The organism is Curtobacterium sp. MCJR17_043, from assembly GCF_003224315.2.
Lineage (GTDB): Bacteria > Actinomycetota > Actinomycetes > Actinomycetales > Microbacteriaceae > Curtobacterium.
Genome location: NZ_CP126259.1, coordinates 951957 through 972975, shown reverse-complemented (window position 1 = coordinate 972975; position 21019 = coordinate 951957). Strand labels below are relative to the sequence as shown.

The window sequence follows — 21019 nt, the reverse complement described above, 5'->3', positions numbered from 1 at the left end:
TGGGGCCGTATAGCTCATATGCCTCCGCTTGAGCGAAGCATCAAGGGTCGACCAGCGCCAACTGCTGCGCAACGACCAGAATAAAATACCGAATTCTCGGTCGCCCACCGAAAACTACAGTACCTTCACCCTCAAGAGGCACCCCTCACGGCGCAGCTTCCTTGTTCTCTACCACATTCGTCACAAAGCCAGCAAGCGCAGCGGTTCATGCGCGAGGAGGTGAAGTTCGCTTCGACGAGCTTTCGCCCTGCTGTCCCCATAACCCGTGCTCGTGCCGGATCTGCAAGAAGAGCGAGTAAGGCTTGTGCCGCTTCGGCGGCGTCAAGCGCAGGTACAAGCAGGCCCGTTTCACCGTGCCGCACGTAGTCACTCATCCCGGGTGTGTTCGTCGCAACGACGGGGCGCCCGACCGCCATAGCCTCCAACGCCACGGTCATGCCAGAAGCGTGAAGGTTCTGCCTCGTGGCGACCGCGACGATCGAAGCGCGTCCATACAAATCGCGGAGCGCCCGGTGGCTCATCCGCGGGACGGTCTTCACTCCCGGAGGGGGGCCTCAGTCGCGACGAGGTCTGAACGACCACTTCCACGTCTGGACGACTCTCGAGCACAATCGCCAAGGCTTCGAAAAGTGTCGCGGGATCGCGGTCGCGATCTCCCCCCGCGCTGAGGATCATAGGACGCTCGGGGTACGGTCTCTGCTCGAAAAACTTCTCGTCGATTCCGAAGCGCAAGTAACGGACTGGTGGCGCACCTGGCCCAAGCCACCGCTTCACGGCTTGAACTTGCGGCCGGCTCAAGGTCCAAACAACATCCATCCTTCGCAGAACACGCTTGGCGAGCGCACGCTTGAACATGCCTACTGCCCCAGCGCGGTCAGTCGCCCAGATGACTCCGCTCAACGCGATACTGGATGGGTATTGATAGAGCATCCTCAGCGAGACGTCCTCTTCCCAGCTCACGGTGACGCGATCGTCGGCTCTCGCAGGCTTTCGTCTGAGCAAGGCGCGGACAAGTGACGCAACGCGCAAATCTGTAACTTCGGCTGAGGACAGGGACGGGAAGCTCGCTCGCAGCTTCTCCAGGCCATACGGCCAGCTGTCCGGCACCTCGCCCTCGTCGTGCCGACGCTTCCACGAAACAACATCGGCGCCTTTGGCGAAAACGATCGTCACTCGCGCCTCGGTCATGAACTGCCTCCCGTCGAAGCGGTTTCAGCACTCCCCGTACTGATTCGCTTCAGCAGCCACGCGAAGGCCGCTTCTGCCTCTTCCTGATCACTCACGAGGCGGTGGTCTCCGATCTTGCTCGTTGTAGCTCGCAGCACGCCGCCGATCTTCCCATAGCTATTATCGGCGATCACGTGAGGCAGTCCCAATAGCACTGCGAGAACATGCGCGTGCAATCTATCTGTAGCCACTCCACTGGCTGCCCGAAAGAGTCGGATGCCCGCCTGACCGTTCAGACGAGCCAGTTTCTTGTAAGCAGATCGAACGACCGGGTAGTACAGCGAGGAACGTCCGAGCGACGGAAAGATCCGCGCGAGGCCCAGTGGAATCCGTGCCACGCGCCACGATACCGCTGAAGAACCGAACAAGCCCCAGTCGACCACCACGTCATCGGCTTGGAGAAAAGGGTGCGCAAGCTCCGCGATTCCCAACGCCTTCTCATGGTCCTGCCGTGCGAGAACTAACATCCGAGTTTTGTTCTTCATTGGTTTACCGGGCAGCGGCCGCCAGCCGAGCGCGGAATCGTGGCAGAACTGCACCGCCACGTCGGGCAGCAGGCGTTGCGCCCTCTCATACGATTCCTGGTCTCGCACGAGAAGATTGAACATGCCGTGCCCGCCGAACACCGCGTTTGCCCGAGCAGCGGCCCGCGCGTCCCCGAACTGAATAGACTGCGGTAGCTGAATGATCTCTCGCCCTGGGAAGTCTTCGATCACCCGCTCGCGGAAGTCCTGGAATTCCGGCCACAGATCACCGAAATTCCCGCCCCCCGTGAAGCAAAATCGGCCCGGTCGGAACTCGCTTGTTCAAAAGTTCAGGCGAGTAACGCTGCGCATCGGCGATGTATGCAATGTTCATATTCAAGTCGCTTAGGTACTGCTCCTCGCCGAGCCAGATCATGGAGTCGCCGACGTTCTGATGATTCGGAAAGTCGAGCAGCGCTACCGTCCGTTGGCCTCTCAATAGGCGTCCAAGCACTTCCAGCGCTTCAGCTCGAACTTGTTCGAGTCCCGCACGATCCTGACAGCGATCATCCCCTGTCGTACTCACAATTCCAGCCTTCCGAGGGCGACGAAGCTGCTCAGCGGCAGCCATCTGCGTGTCAACAGCATTGTCAGGCAAGCGCTGACCATGAAGCCCGCCGCTACCCCAATTCCTGATGGTGCGCTTCCCAGGATCGCCATCGTTGCGAGAACCAGAGCCGCTCCAATGGCCGCTCCGCCTACGATGACAGCCACGGGAAGTGCGACTACGGTGAACCAGCGGCGCAGGGGAAACCCGAGAGTGCGACTTCCCTTTAGTAGGTAATACGGCTCGACGAACAGCAGTGGCAGGGTGAACCCGGCTGCAATCCCAGGCAGCCCTGCCATCAACCCAAGGATCACTGAGCCGACCACGGTCAATATCAGCCAAACGACCTGAGGCATGAGGAATACCCCGGGCCGCCCTGCGGCGTCTGCGGCCGGAATCAAGGGCAGATGTACCGCATTGAAAGTGAGACCGGCGAGGAGTATCACCAGTGCGGCTGCGATTGCACCGACCGGAACTTGAGTGCCGAGCCACAACTCGACTATATCGGTAGACGCAATCATGAGAGTTCCACAGCCTACGGCGCTAAGAGCGAGGGTGACGAAAGAAAGCGACAGCATTGCTTTCGACGCGGCGGCGGGTGAACCGACGCTCAGCCTACTGAGAGCAGGACGGAACGGATCATTGGCCCACCCGATGAGCTGACGAACACTGCTGTAGATCCGAAAAGCGGCGTTGTAATAAGTCACGTCTTGCGGACGAAGCGTGATAGCTGCAGCGATGGTTCCGGACTGGAGCAATAGAGCACCGACCGCGTTGACGGAAAAGGATCGAACACTGTACCCGAGCATGTACTTGAGGGTGGTGCTCGGGAACCCCGACCAATGCATGACGGCAATTTTACGACGACGAACGGACACCAGGGAAAGAACAGCAGGGACTACCACCGCGAGAGTCTCGGCGACGGCCACGAGCGTTATGCTCTGAAAGACGAAGCAAGCCACGAGAGTCATGACTATTCGAGCGACAACGCCAATGCCCTGGTTACTGCGCTCAAGCGGCAGTAACCCAGCTCCGGTCAATGCAGCCCCGTACGGCTTGAGCAGGAGCATGAGGACCATCACGAGGCCGATGATCAGCAGAGGCACTGCCTCGCCGCTCTCCAAAGCATTCTGCGCTCCGGTCGACGAAACGTACAGCCAGGCGAATACGAGGAACACTGGAAGGACGATCGCTGAAGCCATCGCGTTCCAGATGAGTCCTGCCTGCAGGAAGTCGCCAAGACTACGTTCTTCGCCGCCAGCTCGAGCCCTCGATCCGAAGTGCACGATGGCTGTGCCAACACCGAGATCCGAGTAATTGAGGTATTGTGCCACCGCCGATATGACAAGCCATACGCCATAGCTCTCCGCGGAGACCGAGTGGATGATGATCGGTATGAGTACGATGCCCGCGACGAGCGCCGCGACACCGACTCCTGCACTGCTGAGGACCCCCCACTAGACCCCGACTGCGTCGAGGGCTGTTTGCCTTCTCCGCCATCAGTAGGCTCCGTCGCTGGCTGCGACTGCTCTGAAGGTCTTCCAGAGGATGACGACGTCACCCATGGTCGACCAGTTCTCGACGTAGAAAAGGTCGAGTCGAACTGAGTCCTCCCACGAGAGATCCGACCGTCCGCTCACCTGCCAAAGTCCCGTCATCCCTGGTTTGACCAGGAAGCGACGATGCACGTGCTTGTCGTACAACGCCACCTCTTTAGCTAGGGGTGGGCGGGGGGCCCACAAGCGACATGCTCCCGATGAGCACGTTGAAGAGCTGTGGAACTTCGTCCAGGCTGTACCGCCGCATGAAGCCCCCGACGCGGGTCACCCGCGGATCGTTCTTCATCTTGAACAGCACGTCGTTGCCCTCGGCACGGTCGAGCTGGCTGAGCTCCTGCAGCCGGGCCTCGGCGTCGACGACCATCGACCGGAACTTGATCATGCGGAACGTCGAGCCGTTCAGGCCGACGCGCTCCTGCCGGAAGAACACCGGGCCGGGCGACGTCAGCTTCACCAGCAGGGCCAGGACGAGCAGGACCGGCGACAGCACGATGATGAGCGCCGTCGACCCGACCAGGTCGAACGCCCGCTTCGTGTAGAGCTTCCGCCCGGAGTAGGTCGGCGTCTCGACGTGGATGAGCGGCAGGCCCTGGACCGGGCGGGTGTGGATGCGGGGGGCCACCGATGTCCGTCAGGCTCGGCGCGACGACCAGGTGCTGGCGACCGGGCTCGAGGGACCAGCTGAGCTGACGGACGCGTTCCGGCGGCAGGTCGTCGGCGCTGGTGATTACGACGGTGTCGGCACCGGTTTCCGCCAGGGCCTCGGTCAGGTCGTCGAACCCGCCGAAGCTCTGCACGGTCGAGCCGGGCAGGACGCCTCGGGTCCCTGCTGACACAGCCGCACCGACGACGCGGTAGCCGGCCTCCGGCGACCGGCCGAGCTCACGGGCCAGGTGCAGCACGCTGCTGGTCGACCCGACCAGCAGGACCTTGGCGGAGTAGTTCCCCCCGCTTCCGCTCGGCGACGAGCCACTGGCGCCACATCCACCGCGACAGCAGCAGGACGAGGATGCCGACCGGGAAGGCGATCAGGATGTACCCGCGGGCCAGGTCCACGTGCAGCAGGTACGCGGCGATCGCCAGGACCCCGAAGACGCGCACGCTCGAGTCGGCGACCAGGCGGTACTCGGTGCTACCGACGCCGATGACGCGGTGCCCCCGGGTGTCGTACAGCGCCAGGGCGCTCATCCACACGGCGATCACGACGATCGAGATCCCGGTGTAGCTGAGGCGCAGGTCGGCGGTGTTCGTCGCCAGGTTCGAGTCGAGCCCGAGCCACGCGATCTGCACGCCGAAGACGACCCAGAAGAGCGCCAACAGGTCCGTGACCAGGACGCGGCGCGAGTAGGACCTACTCCACGCCTCGGTGGAGCCCGTCGATGCTGAGACCCGTACCGCGCCCGCGGTCATGGTCGCCATCCGGTCACCATGTCGCGCCGCCGTCCGCAGACACGGAGACGGCGTCGCCGGCCCAGAGCCAGATGTCGTCCCCGGCACGGTCGAGGCCGATCGGGCCGATCGTCGCGGCGTCAGCGGCGCAGCCGACGGCCGGGGTCGCCGTGTCCGGCGAGACGCCGATCGCGGTCAGCGAGGCGATCTCGACACCCGCGCACCCTTCGGCGCCGACACGGGCGAGCAGGTACTCGTCGTCGTTGTCCGCCACCGCGCGGATCCCGTCGACCGGGACTTCCACCCACGCGCCGGTGCCCGAACGCCACTCGACCTTCCCCTCACAGATGACGACCGAGGTCTGCTGTCCCTGGTACGCCTTCTTCGGGCGGCCGCAGGGCGACTCGACGACACCGGTGGCGAGGACGATGCCGGCCGTCGAGATGCCGGCACCGGCTGCGCCGGGGCTGCCGGCCGTCCAGGTCACGCCGTCGTCGGCACTGGTGCGGACGACGGTGGCGCAGTCCGCACCGACGCCGGCCAGGATCGTCAGGTCCGTACTGGAGGCCCGGATCGCCATGAGCGTCGACACGTCCGGTCCGAGCGCGACCGGCACCCACGTCGCGCCGCCGTCGACGGTGTGCTCGAGGGTGGGCGCGGGTCCGCCACACGTCGTGCCGGTGGCGCGCCACGCCTCCTGGCCGTCCACCGCGGTGAGGAAGCGACGCGTCACGGCCGCGGCGTCCGCGGCGTCCGCAGAGGCGGACGGGGTCGGACTGGTGCTCGAGTCCGGGGAACTGGAGAACGTCGGGATCGGGCCTGCCGGGTCACCGGCGTTCGGAGCGGTGCGACCGAGCGCGAGGGTCACGAGTGCGATGTCGACGACGACCAGCACGACCACCACGACGGCGACCCAGACCAGGGTCGTCCGTGTGGTGGTCGAACCGAGGTTTCGGGTCCCCCCGGCGAGTGTCCATGTCCCCCCGACCCCGTTTCAGCGCTCAGCGCGGCTCAGTGCGCCGAGCTTCTTCCCGCCGCGCTTGGGCGGCTTGACCTTCGGTGTGTTCTCGTCCGCTTCCAGGCCGTAGCCGTACCCGTAGCCGTACCGGCCGTAGCCGTAGGCGCCCGGACCGCGGACCGGCATCATCGTGATGACGAACCCGGCGATCGGTGCGCCGACGTTCTCCAGCGCCGACACGGCCGCGGCGAACTGGCCCTTGTGGGTCTTGCCCGAGGCGACGGCGACGATCGCGCCGGAGGCCTTCTTCGACAGGATCGCGGCGTCCGTGACGGGCAGGAGCGGCGGGGCGTCGAACAGGACGTAGTCGAACTCCTTCTCTAGGCGTTCGATGAGTTCCTGCATGGCCCGGGACCCGAGGAGCTCCGACGGGTTCGGCGGGATCTGACCGGCCGGCAGGACGACGAGCTTGCCGCGGCCCCAGGGCTGCGCGACGTCCTCGAGCTCGGCGCGGCCGATGAGCACGTCGGTGAGGCCGGCGTTCGTGTCGACGTCCATGTACTCGGCGACGCGGGGACGACGGAGGTCGGCGTCGATGAGGATGACGCGGAACCCGGCGCTGTCGAGCGCGATCGCCAGGTTCGCGACCGTGGTGCTCTTGCCCTCGGACTGCACGGAGGACGTCATCACGAAGGTGCGCGAGCCGGTGCCCAGGTCCAGGAACTGCAGGTTCGTGCGGAGCGTGCGGAAGGACTCGGCACGGGGGCTGCGCGGGTCGACCTGCACGATGAGCGGACGCTCCGACGCCTTGCTGTCGAAGGCGATGCCGCCGACGACGGGCTTGTCGCTGATCTTCTCGACGTCCTGTTCCGTGCGGACGCGGTTGTCGAGCGTCTCGCGCAAGACGGCGATGCCGACGCCGAGCGCGAGTCCGACCAGCAGGCCCAGGGCCACGTTGACCGGGACGTTCGGGCTGACCGGGGCGCTCGGCACGTCGGCCTGCTTGACGCGGGTGAGCTTGACGCTGCTCGTCCCCTCGGCGTCGGTGGCCTCGATGTCCTCGACGACGTTGGTGAGGCTCTGCGAGGTCGCGTTCGCGATGTCCGCGGCCCGGACCGGGTCAGTGTCGTTGACGCTGATGGAGATGAGCGTCGTGCTCGTCGGCGCGCTCGCGGACACCATCGTCGCGAGCTGCTCGGCGTTCATGTCGAGCTGGAGCTTCGAGATGACCGGCAGGAGCACGATCGGCGTCGACACCAGGTTCGAGTACGTCAGGACACGCTGCTGCGTGAAGGTGTTGCCCTGGGCCAGGTCACTCGCGCTGCCCGACGTCTCCGTCGACACGAACACCTGCGCGGAGGCGGAGTACACGGGCTTCTTCAACAGCGAGAAGCCCGCTGCCGCGGCCACTCCGACCAGTGCCAACACCAGGATGAGGACCCATCCCTTGCGCAACACCGTGATGTAGTCGCGTAGTTCCACGCGGCCCGCCTTCCCCGACGATCCTGCCGCGCTCCTGTGGTCCCGACACAGGCGCACCGGGGACGTCCCGGCCTACGGCATTCAAATAGTGCCACATGATCGAGCAACGCTCGGCTGTGTCGGGCGATCCGGTCGCAGCGTCCTCTACGGTGACCCCATGAGCACCGAGTCCGACGTCAAGCACGCCGAGCCCGACACGAGCCGCCAGCGCGACCTGGTCATCCTGCTCGTCGCCCTCGGGGTGGCGGTCATCCTGGCCCGCGTCGTCGGTGGCGTGAGCCGCAGCGGGAGCATCCCGTCGCCGGTCCTGCAGGTGATCGCGGCCGACCTCGCCGTCTGGCTGCCCCTGGTGGCGGGGATCGTCTGGGTGCTGCGACGGTCATCGAACCCTGGTCGTGCCCGGATCCTGCGCCTCGAGATCGGCGACGCGATCTTCGCGATCGGCATCGTCATCCTGGTCCGGGTGTTCGACGCGTTCCTCGGGCTCGCGTTCGGCGGCAGGACCGGCCTGGAACCGGTCCCCACCCTCGGGACGCCGGACATCACGCTGCTCGTGGTGTCGGCGATCGGCCTCGTGCTGGTCAGCCCGTTCCTCGAGGAGGTCTTCTTCCGCGGACTGTTCCAGCGCCGGATGGCCGAGGAGCTCACACCGCGCACGCGCTTCATGGCCGTGCTGCTGACCGCGTTCCTGTTCGCCGTGCTGCACGTCCTGCTCGGTGCCGGGACGACGCAGCTCGACGGCTTCCGGGTGTTCCTGACGACCTTCGCGCTCGGGTCCCTCACCGGCACGCTCGTCGCGATGACGAACCGGCTCGGCGGCGCGGTCCTGGCGCACGTCCTCTTCAACGCGGTGGCGGTCGTCGCGACCTGGCCGCGCTGACCCTCACGCTGCCGTCGGCGCTGGTCGACCGGCCGCGGCGGCGCGACTCACCCGCTCGTGGCGCTGACGCCGACTCCTGGCGACGACGCGCGCGCCAGCTCGCTCAGCGTGACGACGTGGGCCCTGTGGAGGTCCCGACCGCGGACGGCGCAACGGCGTCGGTGCGGTGCTCGTCGGCGTAGGTCCGGGCGCGACGGATCCGGCGCACCGTCAGCGGCACCGTGACGAGCAGGACGACGACCATCGCGGTGAGGGTGACGGCCGGGAGCACACCGAACTCACCGCGGATCGCTGACGACACGAACTGGAACGCGATCCCGACGTACAGGAGACCGAGGAAGACGAGCTGGAACTGCAGGGCGATCGGAGCCAGGCGGGCGTACTCGACAGCACCGCGCTGCTCGGCATCGTCGAGCGGGAGGGCCTTGCCCCCGAGGACGACCTTCCCGAAGCGCTGCACCCGACCGATGTCACGACCAGCCGCGTCCCGGAGCGCACGGCTGTACGGGAGCGACACGACGGCGGCCGTCATCGCCGTCGCCGTGAAGGTGAGCTGTCCGGCGAGCAACACGGTCTCCATGACCCCCCCGAGCCGTGGTCGCCGTCGAGCACGATGAGCAGCGCAGCCCCGATCGACGTGACCAGCGCCGCGACGACGAACGTGACGGCGATCGGACGGACCTTGCGGCGGACGACCCCTGCGTCCGTGATCGACGTCCCCGGCGTCTCGGGGATCGGGGCTTCCGTCCGTCGGAACAGTGCACCGAGGGGCCGCGCGCTCGCGAGCAACACCGCCGTGCCGACCGCGAGGACGACCGGAACCCACAGCGGAGCCTGAGCCGACAGCGCCGCGAGCACCACGATGACCACGGCGACGACGTCGATCGCGACCACGGCCGAGAACCACCAGCCCAGGAACCGACGGCTCTCCCTCGACGACCGGTGGTCCCAGGAGCCGGCGAACACCCCGATGACGACCGGCCCCATGACGAGGAACGGCGAGGTGGCGGCCGCCGCGATCAGGAGCCCGTCGGACGCGTCCCGGAGCTGGAAGCCGACGAGCAGCCCAGCGCCCAGGGACAGCGCCGTCGCGACGAAGATCATCAGCAGGAAGATCAGGACTCGCAATGGTGCTCCTTCGAACGCGTCGGCCCAATCTGCCCATCCTGGCCCGAACCGAGTCGCGTCGTTCCGGTCCCCCCGCTGGCTGTCGCGACTGCCAGCGCGACCGCGTCCTGATCGGCGACCCGGGCCTCCCGTCCGGTCCGCTGAGCGCGACCGCGAACCCTCCGATCTCCTGTCGGACTTCCCTGAACCGCCTGTGAGCCCTACTCTTTCCCACGTTGTAACGCGGGCGACCGGGGGTGCTCGCGCGACGACCTCAGCAGATCGCTGTCGGCCACGCCGACGAACGACCGGACGACGCCGTCCACGAGGAGCACACCTTTGCGTCCCACTCTCACCTCGACCCGGAGGCGCCGACGCGTCCTCGGGTCGTCCCTCGCCGGAGCCCTGGTCGGCGCACTCGCGCTCGGCGGACTCGGCATCTCCGCCCTGCCGGCAGCCGCCGCGCCGGACGCCCGCACCGTGGTGTCGGGAGACGCCCGCTTCCAGGTCCTCTCCCCCCACCCTGATCCGCACCGAGTACGCCGGTGACGCGCAGTTCATCGACCAGGGCACCTTCAACGTCATCGGTCGCGACGACTTCGCGGCGACGCCGTTCACGCAGACGCGTGCGGACGGGTGGCTGACGCTGAGCACCGGGAAGATGACCGTCAAGTACCGCGAGGGGTCCGGGGACTTCACCCAGGACAACCTCCAGGTCGACCTGACGACGTCCACGGGTCAGGCGGTCACCGGCTCGCCGTGGGTGACCGCCGAGACCCCGGTCTGCACGATCGGGACGCTCTGCGAGGGCGAGGCACTGCAGCTGCAGGGCCTGGCCTCCGCCAAGGACCACGCCGGCTACACCGGGTCGGGCTTCGCCGCCGGGTTCGAGAACGTCGGCAACTCGATGACGTTCGCCACGACGGTGCAGCAGGCCGGCTCCTACGACCTGGCCATGCGCTACGCGAACAACCGCGGTGGCGACGGCCAGCTCGAGACCCGCACGCTGAGCATCGTCGTCGACGGTGGGACGCCGGTCACGCTGCGCCTGCCGGCCGGCGAGAGCTGGGACGAGTGGAAGCAGACCACGGCGGCCCTCGACCTGACCGCCGGCAAGCACACCATCCGGATCGAGCGCAGCGCGTCCGACTCCGGCCGCGTGAACGTCGACAGCCTGGCGGTCGTGCCCTCCGGCGCGGCCTACCCGACGCCGACCCCCCGCCACCGCCGGTCAGGACTGCGCCTTCGGTGCGGTCTGTGAAGCCGAGGACGCCGGTAAGGCGGGCAACGCACAGACCGCCGCCGACCACAACGGGTTCTCCGGCGACGGCTTCGCGTCCGGACTCTGGGGCGGCGCGGACTCGGCGCTGACCACGCACGTGACGGGTGTCCCGACGGCGGGCGACTACGCCCTGCAGGTCCGGTACGCGAACGGCACGGCGAACTCCCCCGGAGCTCACCGTCGCCCCGGCCGGCCAGGAGGCCACCACCGGTGCCCTCGCACCCACGAGCGGTTGGGACTACTGGAACACCGTCACGATCCCGGTGCACCTGGCCGCGGGCGCGAACGACGTCACGCTCGGCTGCCCGACCGTGGACAACAACTGCAACGTGAACATCGACACCATCGCGGTCGTCGACCAGTCCTCGCCGCTGCTCGCCGCGCACGCCCCGCTCGGCGGGTACCGACGCGACCTCGACACGGCGAACGGCTCCGTGAAGACCAACCCCGGCCTGCTCTACCAGGACGGCTGGTCGCTCCTCGACGACACCGCCTCGGCGCTGTACGACACCGCCACCGAGCAGACCACGCCCCGCGGTGACCACGGCGGCGAGGGCTACCAGGACGGCTACGTGTTCGGGTACGGCACCGAGTACACGACGGCGCTGAAGGACCTCGCGACCCTGACCGGGCCGTCGAAGCTCCTGCCGCGCTGGGCCTACGGCGTCTGGTACTCCGAGTACTACGACCGCTCGCAGGAGGACTACCTCGCCATCGCGAAGCGCTTCAAGGACGAGGGTGTGCCCGTCGACGTCATGGCGATCGACACGGACTACAAGCTGGGCAGCACCACGAACCAGGGCGACAGCAAGTGGAACGGCTGGTCGGTCGACCCAGCCCGCATCCCGGACATGACCTCGCTGCTCGCCGACTGGCACGAGCAGGGCATCCACAACACGCTCAACATCCACCCGTCGATCTCGGGCAACGACCCGGAGTTCGCGAAGGCGCAGGCCACCGCGAAGGGCAAGCTCACCAAGGGCGACGGCGACCGCTACCTGTTCGACTGGTCCGACCCCGACCAGCTCAAGGCCTACTTCGAGCTCCACGACACCCTGCAGCCCGAGGGCGTCGACATGTGGTGGCTCGACTGGTGCTGCAGCGAGAACTCGAAGTACTCGGCGAACGGCGTCACGCCGGACGCGTTCATCAACCAGCAGTACGCGGAGTACACCGACGAGCAGCTCAAGGGCCGCGGTCTCGCGTTCTCCCGCGCGTACGGGTCGCTGACCGCGGGCGGCTACGGCAACCCGCAGGCCGTCCCGACCGGACCGTGGGCGGACAAGCGCACGACGCTCCACTTCACCGGGGACACCACGTCCACGTGGCAGGAGCTCGCGGCGCAGGTCGGCTACACGCCCGGTGAGTCGGCAGCGACCGGCCTGTCGGCGATCAGCCACGACATCGGCGGACACAACGGTGGCCAGTACGGCATCGAGGGCGCCGAGCCCGGCACGACGCAGCTCCCGCCGGACCTCTACGCCCGCTGGGTGCAGTTCGGTGCCTTCCAGCCGATCGACCGCCTGCACAGCAACCACAGCGACCGGCTGCCGTGGCAGTACCCGGCCGAGGCGAACGCGTCGGCGAAGCAGTTCCTCAACCTCCGCGAGGACCTGCTCCCCCCTGACGTACACCCTCGCCGCCGACGCCTCGCGCACCGGCACCCCGATGCTGCAGCCGCTCTACCTGCAGTACCCGGAGGCGCAGGAGTCCTACGCGCAAGCCGGCAAGGAGTACCTGTACGGCAAGGACGTCCTCGTCGCACCCGTCACCTCGGGTGGCTCGACCGCGACCACCTCGGTGTGGTTCCCGGCCGGCGACACCTGGACCGACTGGTTCACCGGCAAGACCTACGAGGGCGGCACCACCGCCGACGTCACGACGGACCTGACCACCATGCCGGTGTTCGTCCGCAGCGGCGGCATCGTGCCCACCCGCTCGCACCACGTCGCGAACGACGCCGCACCGCTCGACGCGGTCACGGTGACGGTCGCGACCGGCGCGGACGGCTCGTTCGCCCTGCACGAGGACTCCGGCGAGGGCCAGCCCACCGCCGCAGCCGACACCTCGGCCCGTGCGGCCGGGAACTCGGCTTCGACCGCCATGCGGTTCACGCAGCAGGCGACCGGCGGCACGCTCGACATCTCCCCCCGTCGACGGCTCGTTCGACGGTCAGGTGCAGGACCGCTCCTGGACGGCGACGTTCACGAACGCCGAGCGTCCGCAGTCGGTCACGATCGACGGAGCCCCCGTCGCCGCGTCCGAGTGGACGTACGACGCCGACAGCCGCACCCTCACGGTGCCGGTCGCCGAGCGCTCGGTGACGGACCGGACCGTCGTGCGGTACTCGACGCTCGCGGCCGCGGTGCCGAGCCTCCAGGTCGAGGACCAGCGCGTCACCGCCGGTGACACGCAGACCGTCACCGGCACCGGGTTCCCGGCGGACGCGACGGTCACGCTGGCGACGACGCCCGAGCTGGGCGACGACGTCACCGTGCGCACCACCGCCGACGGGTCCTTCACGGCCGAGCTGGCCGTGCCGGCGACGGCCGCGGCCGGCCGCGTCACGGTGACCGCCTCGGTGGGCGGGGTGGTCCTCGCCCGGACCGCCTTCACCGTGGTGGCCGCTCCCCCCGACGGCGTCCCCGTCGCCGACGCCCGCTCCGGGTGACGGTCCTGGTGCCGGCGGCCCGGGGACCGGTGGCCCCGGTGCTGGTGGCCCCGGTGCCGGTGGCCCTGGTGCCGGTGGTTCCGGTGCTGACGGCTCCGGTGCTGGTGGTTCCGGTGCGCAGCCCGTCGGCGACCAGCCGGGAGGCTCCGGTGCGGACCGCGACGGTGCCCTCGCCTGGACCGGTGCGGACGTCGTGCCGATCGGCATCCTCGCCGTGGTGCTCCTCGCCGCGGGCGGGCTGCTCCTCACGCAGCGGATGCGACGCCGCCGCGCGGAGTGAGCCGGACGGGCTGAGCGCGCGACGCTGAGCCCGAGGTCGGACGACGGCGGGGTACCCGGGAACGGGTGCCCCGCCGTCGTCGTCGTCCTGGCCCCTCTTCGGGACGCCACACCGGCGCGGCCCAGCCCGAACCAGTAGCCTGCCCTGAGCATGTCTCGCCCCACCAGCGTCATCGACAACCCCCCTCGTCCGGCAGGCCCCGATCAGCGGCCTGCTGGCCCTCGGTGCGCTGTGCACCGTGACGCTGCCGTCGCTCTCGGTCACCCACGTGGAGCTCTTCCTCGCGAGCCTGGTCGCGACCGCGATCGCGACACTGCTCGGCGCGGTCGCCGTGTACCTGCCGAAGGTGGCGCCGCTCGTCCCGATCCTGCTCGCCGTCGACTTCGTGTCCATCGCCCTGTTCCGGACCGGAACGGGTGCCGGGGCGTCGGTCTTCACGTCCCTCGTGGTCCTGCCCGTGGTGTGGTGGGCGTCCCTCGAGGGTCGGCGCACCATCGTGTACTCGGTCCTGGGCGTGACGTTCGTCATCCTCGCCCCGTTCGTGCTCCTGCCCGGCGACGTGCCGCGTCCCAGCGAACTGGTCCGGCTCGCGATCACCGTCATCGTGTTCGGCACCGTCGCCGTCATCGTGCACGAGCTGTCCTCCCGCGCCCGCCGGTCCGTCCTCACCGCCCAGGCCCGCGAGGGCAGGGTCCGCGCCGAGATCAGCCGCGCCGCCGCCGTCCAGCGGTCCCTCCTGCCGACCTCGAGCGACCACATGGGCCAGGCGGTCACCGTCGCCGGGGCCTGCCTACCTGCGAAGAGCGTCGGCGGCGACTTCTACGACTGGTACCGCACCCGGGACGGCATCGCCGTCAGCCTGGGTGACGTCATGGGCAAGGGCGTCGGGGCCGGCCTGATCGCCGCCGCCGTCCGCGCCACCATCCGCAGCGCCCGCACGGTCGACGACACCTCCGAGGCACTCCGTCGCGCCTCCGACGGCCTCGCCGCCGAGGGTTCCGGCACCGACGTCACCTTCACCACGCTGTTCCACGCCCGTATCGACGACGACGGCAGCCTGCAGTGGGCTGACGCCGGACACGGCCTGAGCTTCATCCTCCGCGTCGACGGCGGCGTGGAGCGCCTGCGCTCGGTCGACCTGCCGCTCGGGATGGGCCTCCGCGACGAGTGGGCGACCACCACCGGCATCCTCGAGCCGGGCGACCTGCTCATCTCCTTCAGCGACGGCGTCCTCGACCTGTTCGGCGGACGTGACGACGCCGTCGACTCGGTCGCCGAGCTGGCCGGAAAGGACCGGGAGCCGGCGGCGATCGTCGCGGCCCTCACCGAGCGCGCGGGCCTGGTGCCGCACGACGACGACGTGACCGTCATCGCGATCCGGCGTGAGGCCGTCGTGTCCTCGCCGACCGAGGTGGCGGCGGCGCCGCTGACGCGCTCGGCCTGACCGCGGCGGGGCGCTCGCTCCGCGCTGCGCGACACCGATCGCGGTCGTGGGCCCGAGCACTGTCGCCCAGCGCGAGCCGTGCCGGACGGGAGGGCCGGCGCGGCCCCGCCACGTGCCTCCCGGCCGGACCGCCACGCGCCCGACTGTGGCGGCCGACCGCTCGCGCTCAGCGACACCGCTCGTAGCCGCGAGCGCGAGCACTGTCGCCCAGCGCGAACCGTGCCGGAGCGGGCGGGCGGGCGGACCGTGCCGGACGGGCGCCCCGGCGCGCGCGACTACGCGGACCAGTCGGGCCGGACGAAGCCGCTCTCGTAGGCGAACACGACGGCCTGCACGCGGCTCGTCGCACCGACCTTGGCGAGGACGCTGCTGATGTGGGTCTTCACGGTGGCCTCGCTGATCCAGAGGTCCTTCGCGATCTGCGCGTTGCTCGCACCGCGGACCAGGGCGCCGAGGACCTCCCGTTCCCGGGCGCTCAGCGCGGCGAGGGCCGAGGCGTGTTCGGCCGGCGGGGTCGGTGCTGCCGGGCCTCCTGCGACGGGCGCGGCGACCAGACGGTTCTCGAGCAGCGCGCGGGTCATCGAGGGTGCGATGAGGGTGTCCCCGGTGTGGGCGGCCCGGACCCCGGCGGCGATGAGGTCGGGGCCGGCGTCCTTGAGCAGGAACCCGAGCGCCCCGGCACGGACGGCGTCGAGCAGGTACTCCTCGTCGTCGAACGTGGTGAGGATGACGACCGCGCCTGCGGTGCCCTCGGACACGATCGTGCGGGTGGCCGCGATGCCGTCGAGCACCGGCATCCGGACGTCCATGAGCACGACGTCGGGGCGGAGCTCGGCGCAGACGGTGACCGCCTCGGCGCCGTTCGGTGCCTGACCGACCACGGTCAGGTCCGCCTCGGCGTCGACCATCATGCCGAGTCCGGTCCGCACGACCGCCTGGTCGTCGACGATCACCACGCGGATCACGGCGCCACCACCCGGCGGTCGACGGGAGCGGCAGCGGCCCGGGGCCCGTCCCCGGCCCCGGCGGTCGCTGCCTGCGTCCGGACCGGCGCCGGTGCCTGCGACGGCTCGGTCGTGTGCGCGCCCCCCGGTCGGAGCTGCGGCCGATCCGGGGACCTCGCGCGGGGCCTCCAGGACGACCCGCCAGCCGCCGCCGTCGACCGGACCGGCGACGAGCACCCCGCCGATCGACGCGGCGCGTTCGCGCATGCCGCGGATCCCCGCCCCGCCAGCGGCGAGCGCCGGCACCCGCGGGCCGCCCTCGGTCCCGCCGTCGTCGAGGACCTCGAGGTGGATGCGGTCCTCCGAGACGGCGAGCGTCACCCGCACGGAGGAGCCGTCGGAGTGCACGAGCGTGTTCGTCAGTGCCTCCTGGCAGACCCGGAGCACGGCGAAGTCCTGCATGACGCCGAGCCGCGCCCCGACGCGGAGGTCGACCTCGACCTCGACGCCGGTCGCCCGGACCCGTGCGACGGCGTCCTCGACCGCGGCCCGCAGCGACACCGGAGCGTCGGTCGTGCCCCCGTCCCCGCCGGCGCGGAGGACCCGCACCACCTTCCGCATCTCGGACAGCGCCTGCTGCCCGGTGCCCGCGACCCACGAGGCGTACTCGGCGAACTCGGTCTGGTCGGCGACCCCGACACGCACGAGGGCCTGGGACCGGACGACGATGGCGGCCATGTGGTGCGCGACGACGTCGTGCACCTCGCGGGCGACGGCGGTCCGTTCCTCCGAGGCGATGCGGGCCTGGTCGGCCTCCCGCAGGCGCACGAGCTCCTCGTTGCGGCGCTGCAGGACGAGTTCGGAGCGCCGTCGTCGTGCGGTCGCGCGGCCGAGGAACGCGCAGGCGACGAGCAGGATCCCCATCAAGACGATCGTCGACCAGTCGGCGTTGCTCGACCAGACCTGCCAGCCGCGGAGCGCGGTGAGCCAGTCGTGCACGGGGACGGAGACGAGCGGCAGGAACATCGCGAGCACGGTCGGGACGGCTGCGACGGACAGCACCGCGAGCACCCGGCGGCCGGCAGCGCAGGCCAGGTAGACCGCGATGACGAGCGGGATGAGCCGGACCTGCAGGACGTCGAAGGTCCACGAGGGCCATGCGACGACGACCCCGACCACCACGAGCAGCGGGTACGGCAGTCGCTGCCCCACCACGAAGCACACGGCGACGAGCAACGCGGTCAGGCGGTAGTCGTCGAGCCGGGTCGGGTACCACCCGGCTCGGTGCAGCCCCTCCATCGCGATCAGGGCGGCTCCGAGGAACACCACCCCCCGCGAGCGCGGACCGCACCCACGGCGGGATCGGCAGAGGACGCATGGCGAGAGGCTAGCCGCCGGAGTCGACGTCGCGCCTCCTCCGAAGGTCGGAGTCGCCGGTCGCGACGATCAGTCGGACGGACGGGAGGCCCAGCCGGTCCGCCGATGCGGCCGACGCCCGCCTCGTCCCAGGCTGGACGTGCCGCACACCGCGGCCCACCGGACGGGAGCACGTGATGCAGAAGAAGACCGCAGCCACACTGACGACCCTGGCCCTCGTCGTCGCGATCGCAGCCACCGGCGCTGCCGCCGCGACCGTCACGGGACCGGAGGCATCGGGTGCGACCGACGGGACCACGAGGACGGGCGGCATCTCGACGGTCGTGCAGACCGCGGCCCCCACGACCGACGACGACGGGTGGCAGGGGCAGCTGCCGGACGCCGACCGGTTCCGTGCGCTCTCCGACGCCGAGCAGCGCGCCGTGTTCACCCGCGTGGACCGTCTCATCGGGGACCTCCGCGGGACGGACGACGGCGCGGGACTGGTCGCGCAGCTCGACGGGTACCGCGCCGAGATCGAGCGCGCTCGCGGGTGACCGGAGCCGGACGGGAGGCGCGGGGCGGGTCGGCCCCGCACCTCCCGTCCCCGCACCGGCGGCAGGCGCGGCCCCGGCGCACGCCGGTGACCGGATGCCGGACGGGAGGCGCGGAGCGGGTCGGCCCCGCACCTCCCGTCCCCTCACCGGCGGCGGGCGCGGCCCCGGCGTCCGAGGACGATCGCGCTGCCCAGGGCGAGCAGCAGCAGCGCGGCGCCGAGTGCGATCGGGAGGCCCGCCACACCCGTGAAGGCGAGGTCGCCCCGACGCGCAGTGCCCGCGGTCTGTGCGCGGTCCGGGACCGATGCCGACGATTGCTCCGCCGGTCGGCCGCTCCCACCAGCCGAGCTGCCCGGCGTGCCGGTGCCGGTGCCGGTGCCGGTGCCGGTGCCGCCCGGTGTGCCCGGCCCGCCGTCACCGGGGCCACCGTCGCCCGGCCCGCCGTCACCGGGCCCGCCGTCACCGGGGCCGCCGTCGCCCGGCCCGCCGTCGCCGGGGCCACCCGTGTCTTCCGCCGGAAGCACACCCGCGTCGACGGAGGTGGTGCGGTCCACCCCGTCGAGAGCACCCTCCGGGGTGGTCACCCGGCGGAGCGTGATGGTCTCGGTGGAGCCGTCCTCACCTGCGTCCGAGTCGACGGCATCGTCGTCGCCGACGTGCTGCCGCGTGAAGCTGCGGTCGTCCGGGGCGTCGAAGGTGACGACGTAGGCGCCGGGTCTGAGGCCGTCGAACCGGTACCCGCCGTCCCCGTCACTCGTCGTCCGCCGCTGCACGGCCTCCCCCGGAGTCGTCCGTCCCTGTGAGTCGCACGTCGACGGCCTCGACGCCGGGCTCGTCCGCGCCCTGGAGACCGTCACCGTCCCGGTCGGACCAGACCCGGTCGCCGATCGCGCCGGCGACCACCCGGATCGTGGCGCGGTTGGACTGCACGGGGAGGCGGATGCCCGCCACGCTCAGGCCGAACCGGTTCGCGTACGTGTCGCCGTCCTGCTCACCCTCGGTCGCGAGCGCCAACCGGTGCGTGACCGAGGCGCCGACGGCGACCTGGGCCGTGCGGGTGATCCGGATCGCCGTCACGTCCCGGAGTGACGCGGGACACCCGTCTGCGCCGAACTCCTGTTCCGAGCACCACGTGGTGGAGCCACCGGGCTGGTTCGACGGGTCCGTGCCCACGAGCGAGACGTCGCCGGGTGCTGCCGCCGTGTAGCGCACCTGCTCCCCGGCCCCGGTGTCGATCGCCACGGGCTCGGCGAGCGCTGTCCGGCCGTGGAAGGACCCGTCCTGCCCAGCGGCCCGGTCCGGCAGGACGTCGATGAGGTCGGAGCCGTGGAACGGGTCGGTGTTCGTGTAGACGAGGTCCCACTCCAGCCGGTCGCCGGCGACCACGACCGGTTCGACGGCGTGCTCCTCCACGCCGACCCCGCCCGTGGTGGTGACCTGCACCGCGCGCTGCGCACGGCGGTACTCGGCGGGCGACGCATCGGTGGGGGGACGCGACCTCGGCCACGTTGTCGATCGGACCGGCGGGCGCCGCGGTCGAGATCGTGGCCCGGTAGGTGATCGGCGGGATGGACGAGTTCGGTCGGACGTCGTGCATCGTCCAGGTGAGCCGCTGGTGCCGCCGCCCCTGCGCGTCCTGCACGGCGTCGACCGCCGGGGTGGTCGACGCGCTGGCGGGGACGTAGGTGGTGTCCACCGGCAGGGTGTCGCGGACGGTGACCGTCGCCGGACGCCCCTTCGTGTTCCCGTTGGTCAGCGTCGGGTAGAGGGCGTACTCGAGCGTGTCCCCGGCGACGGCGGAGGTGGTCCGGTCCGGGGTGTCGGCAGCGTCGTGTCCGGGGTCGACGGTCTTCTTCGCGATCCGGGCGAGGTTCTCGGTGATGACGACGCTGTCCGTCAGGCCGCCGACGCCGAGCGACGGATCGGCGCTGTCGTGGATCCACCCGGGGTGCTGCGTGCCCGAGGAGAGGTGCCCGAAGTCGAGGGCTCGGGTCCCGTCCGGGGCGTCGAGGACGGTGACCCACGAGTACAGCGCCGCGTGGCGCCCACCGGCCAGGTCACCGACGGCGCGGACGGCACCGACCGCGGCGATGCCGCCCGGCACGTCCTCCGGAGCGTCGTACCACGGTCCGTCCTCGTCGTCGCACGTGCGTCGCTGCCCCTCTGCGGCCGACGTCATGTCGTACGCGGCGTACTGCACGTGCGCGTCCGACAACCCGGTCGCCTCCGCGGCCCGTGACGGACTCCCCACCCGGGTGAGGCGTTGGGTGGCACGGTCGAACGTGTCGCAGAGGACCGCGTCCTGGTACGGCGAGAGCCCGCCGTTGCTCATGGTGACCTCGCTCCGGAGCCGGACCCCCGCGGTCGCCCAGGGGTCGCCCTGGCGCGCGGACCCAGGGCGGACCTCGTGGGCGTCGCCGACCACCCGGTACAGCCGCTTCCCGCCGCTGCCCGGGTCGAACTCCACGAGGTTGCGCTCGGACACGTTGTCCGCCGTCGGCTCGGTCCCGCCCGGGAAGTTCGGGGCTCCGCTGGCCGACGTGGTCTGCAGCGGGGTGAAGGTGTTGCGGGACAGCACGTTCGTCCCGCCCGTCGGCTCGGGCAACCAGAAGCTGATGTACCCGGCGACGACGAGGCCGACCTTGCCACCGGCGATCGGGCCGCCGTACTGGTTCTCCGTCGGCATCCGTGTGGGGTCGGTCACCGTCCCCGTGATCGTGACGTCGACGTCCTCCCCCCGGGCCGCTCTGCGTGCAGCTGATCGTGCCCGAGTCCGCGACGGCCCGGGCACCACCGCCCTTCCCGGCCGGGA

19 protein-coding genes and 2 pseudogenes are annotated in these 21019 nt (G+C 70.2%); 8 read left to right on the top strand and 13 right to left on the bottom strand.

What is annotated here, in order from left to right; translation table 11 throughout:
* Positions 1-131 precede the first annotated feature (131 nt).
* From DEJ15_RS17805 to DEJ15_RS05115, 7 genes and pseudogenes are all read right to left on the bottom strand, one after another.
* A complete protein-coding gene (locus tag DEJ15_RS17805; RefSeq protein WP_349814815.1) occupies positions 132-539 on the bottom strand; it encodes a glycosyltransferase in 408 nt (135 codons plus the stop codon).
* Positions 540-1184: 645 nt separating this feature from the next.
* Positions 1185-1943 (bottom strand): polysaccharide pyruvyl transferase family protein, encoded by a 759-nt coding sequence (locus DEJ15_RS05155; protein ID WP_284175761.1) that lies wholly within the window; start codon positions 1941-1943, stop codon positions 1185-1187.
* 34 nt (positions 1944-1977) lie between these two features.
* Entirely contained in the window at positions 1978-2277 is a 300-nt protein-coding gene (locus DEJ15_RS05150; protein WP_284175760.1) for a hypothetical protein, read from the bottom strand.
* Entirely contained in the window at positions 2274-3632 is a 1359-nt protein-coding gene (locus DEJ15_RS05145; protein ID WP_284175758.1) for an MATE family efflux transporter, read from the bottom strand. The genes DEJ15_RS05150 and DEJ15_RS05145 overlap by 4 nt, the downstream gene beginning before the upstream one ends.
* 165 nt (positions 3633-3797) lie before the next feature.
* Positions 3798-5267 (bottom strand): annotated as a pseudogene (locus DEJ15_RS19365) (sugar transferase).
* Between the two features lie 13 nt (positions 5268-5280).
* Positions 5281-6150 carry a beta propeller repeat protein gene (locus tag DEJ15_RS05120; protein ID WP_284175750.1) on the bottom strand — a complete coding sequence of 290 codons (870 nt, stop codon included), beginning with the start codon at positions 6148-6150 and terminating at the stop codon, positions 5281-5283.
* A 90-nt stretch (positions 6151-6240) separates the two neighbouring features.
* Positions 6241-7686 (bottom strand): tyrosine-protein kinase domain-containing protein, encoded by a 1446-nt coding sequence (locus DEJ15_RS05115; RefSeq protein WP_110823464.1) that lies wholly within the window; start codon positions 7684-7686, stop codon positions 6241-6243.
* Between the two features lie 157 nt (positions 7687-7843).
* Between DEJ15_RS05115 and DEJ15_RS05110 the strand changes: the two genes are divergently transcribed.
* Positions 7844-8566, top strand: coding sequence for a CPBP family intramembrane glutamic endopeptidase (locus tag DEJ15_RS05110; protein ID WP_110823463.1), 723 nt, complete (start codon positions 7844-7846; stop codon positions 8564-8566).
* 103 nt (positions 8567-8669) lie between these two features.
* Here the strand turns inward: DEJ15_RS05110 and DEJ15_RS05105 are convergent, their stop codons facing one another.
* Entirely contained in the window at positions 8670-9146 is a 477-nt protein-coding gene (locus tag DEJ15_RS05105) for a hypothetical protein (protein ID WP_284175747.1), read from the bottom strand.
* Positions 9095-9694, bottom strand: a complete 600-nt coding sequence (locus DEJ15_RS05100) for a hypothetical protein (protein WP_284175746.1) — start codon at positions 9692-9694, stop codon at positions 9095-9097. Before DEJ15_RS05100 ends, DEJ15_RS05105 begins: the two co-directional genes overlap by 52 nt.
* A gap of 318 nt (positions 9695-10012) precedes the next feature.
* Here DEJ15_RS05100 and DEJ15_RS05095 point away from each other — a divergent pair, with 318 nt between their 5' ends.
* The 6 genes and pseudogenes from DEJ15_RS05095 to DEJ15_RS05075 all read left to right on the top strand — a co-directional run bounded on the left by DEJ15_RS05095 (position 10013) and on the right by DEJ15_RS05075 (position 15350).
* The gene (locus DEJ15_RS05095) at positions 10013-10222 is read left to right on the top strand and encodes a hypothetical protein (RefSeq protein ID WP_284175744.1); all 210 of its coding nucleotides are present in this window, start codon (positions 10013-10015) and stop codon (positions 10220-10222) included.
* A gap of 112 nt (positions 10223-10334) precedes the next feature.
* Complete coding sequence (locus DEJ15_RS05090; protein ID WP_284175743.1) at positions 10335-10934, top strand: CBM35 domain-containing protein; 600 nt, start codon at positions 10335-10337, stop codon at positions 10932-10934.
* A 125-nt stretch (positions 10935-11059) separates the two neighbouring features.
* Positions 11060-12565: pseudogene (locus tag DEJ15_RS05085) on the top strand (TIM-barrel domain-containing protein); the annotation flags it as partial.
* Positions 12566-12623: 58 nt separating this feature from the next.
* Positions 12624-13364 carry a DUF5110 domain-containing protein gene (locus DEJ15_RS17800; RefSeq protein WP_349814942.1) on the top strand — a complete coding sequence of 247 codons (741 nt, stop codon included), beginning with the start codon at positions 12624-12626 and terminating at the stop codon, positions 13362-13364.
* Complete coding sequence (locus DEJ15_RS05080) at positions 13255-13626, top strand: hypothetical protein (RefSeq protein WP_284175740.1); 372 nt, start codon at positions 13255-13257, stop codon at positions 13624-13626. The genes DEJ15_RS17800 and DEJ15_RS05080 overlap by 110 nt, the downstream gene beginning before the upstream one ends.
* Positions 13627-14144: 518 nt before the next feature.
* Positions 14145-15350, top strand: coding sequence for a PP2C family protein-serine/threonine phosphatase (locus tag DEJ15_RS05075; RefSeq protein ID WP_284175739.1), 1206 nt, complete (start codon positions 14145-14147; stop codon positions 15348-15350).
* Between the two features lie 275 nt (positions 15351-15625).
* Here DEJ15_RS05075 and DEJ15_RS17795 read toward each other — a convergent pair whose 3' ends face one another.
* Positions 15626-17623, bottom strand: a complete 1998-nt coding sequence (locus DEJ15_RS17795; RefSeq protein WP_349814814.1) for a response regulator — start codon at positions 17621-17623, stop codon at positions 15626-15628.
* 224 nt (positions 17624-17847) lie between these two features.
* Between DEJ15_RS17795 and DEJ15_RS05060 the strand changes: the two genes are divergently transcribed.
* Entirely contained in the window at positions 17848-18207 is a 360-nt protein-coding gene (locus DEJ15_RS05060) for a hypothetical protein (RefSeq protein WP_110823458.1), read from the top strand.
* A gap of 143 nt (positions 18208-18350) precedes the next feature.
* Here the strand turns inward: DEJ15_RS05060 and DEJ15_RS05055 are convergent, their stop codons facing one another.
* The 3 genes from DEJ15_RS05055 to DEJ15_RS05045 are packed head-to-tail and all read right to left on the bottom strand — an operon-like array spanning position 18351 to position 20911.
* Positions 18351-18980 carry an SdrD B-like domain-containing protein gene (locus DEJ15_RS05055; RefSeq protein ID WP_284175738.1) on the bottom strand — a complete coding sequence of 210 codons (630 nt, stop codon included), beginning with the start codon at positions 18978-18980 and terminating at the stop codon, positions 18351-18353.
* Positions 18958-19221, bottom strand: a complete 264-nt coding sequence (locus DEJ15_RS05050) for an SdrD B-like domain-containing protein (protein WP_284175737.1) — start codon at positions 19219-19221, stop codon at positions 18958-18960. The genes DEJ15_RS05055 and DEJ15_RS05050 overlap by 23 nt, the downstream gene beginning before the upstream one ends.
* Positions 19199-20911: a hypothetical protein gene (locus DEJ15_RS05045; protein ID WP_284175736.1), complete on the bottom strand. Its 1713-nt coding sequence runs from the start codon at positions 20909-20911 to the stop codon at positions 19199-19201. The genes DEJ15_RS05050 and DEJ15_RS05045 overlap by 23 nt, the downstream gene beginning before the upstream one ends.
* Positions 20912-21019: the final 108 nt, after the last annotated feature.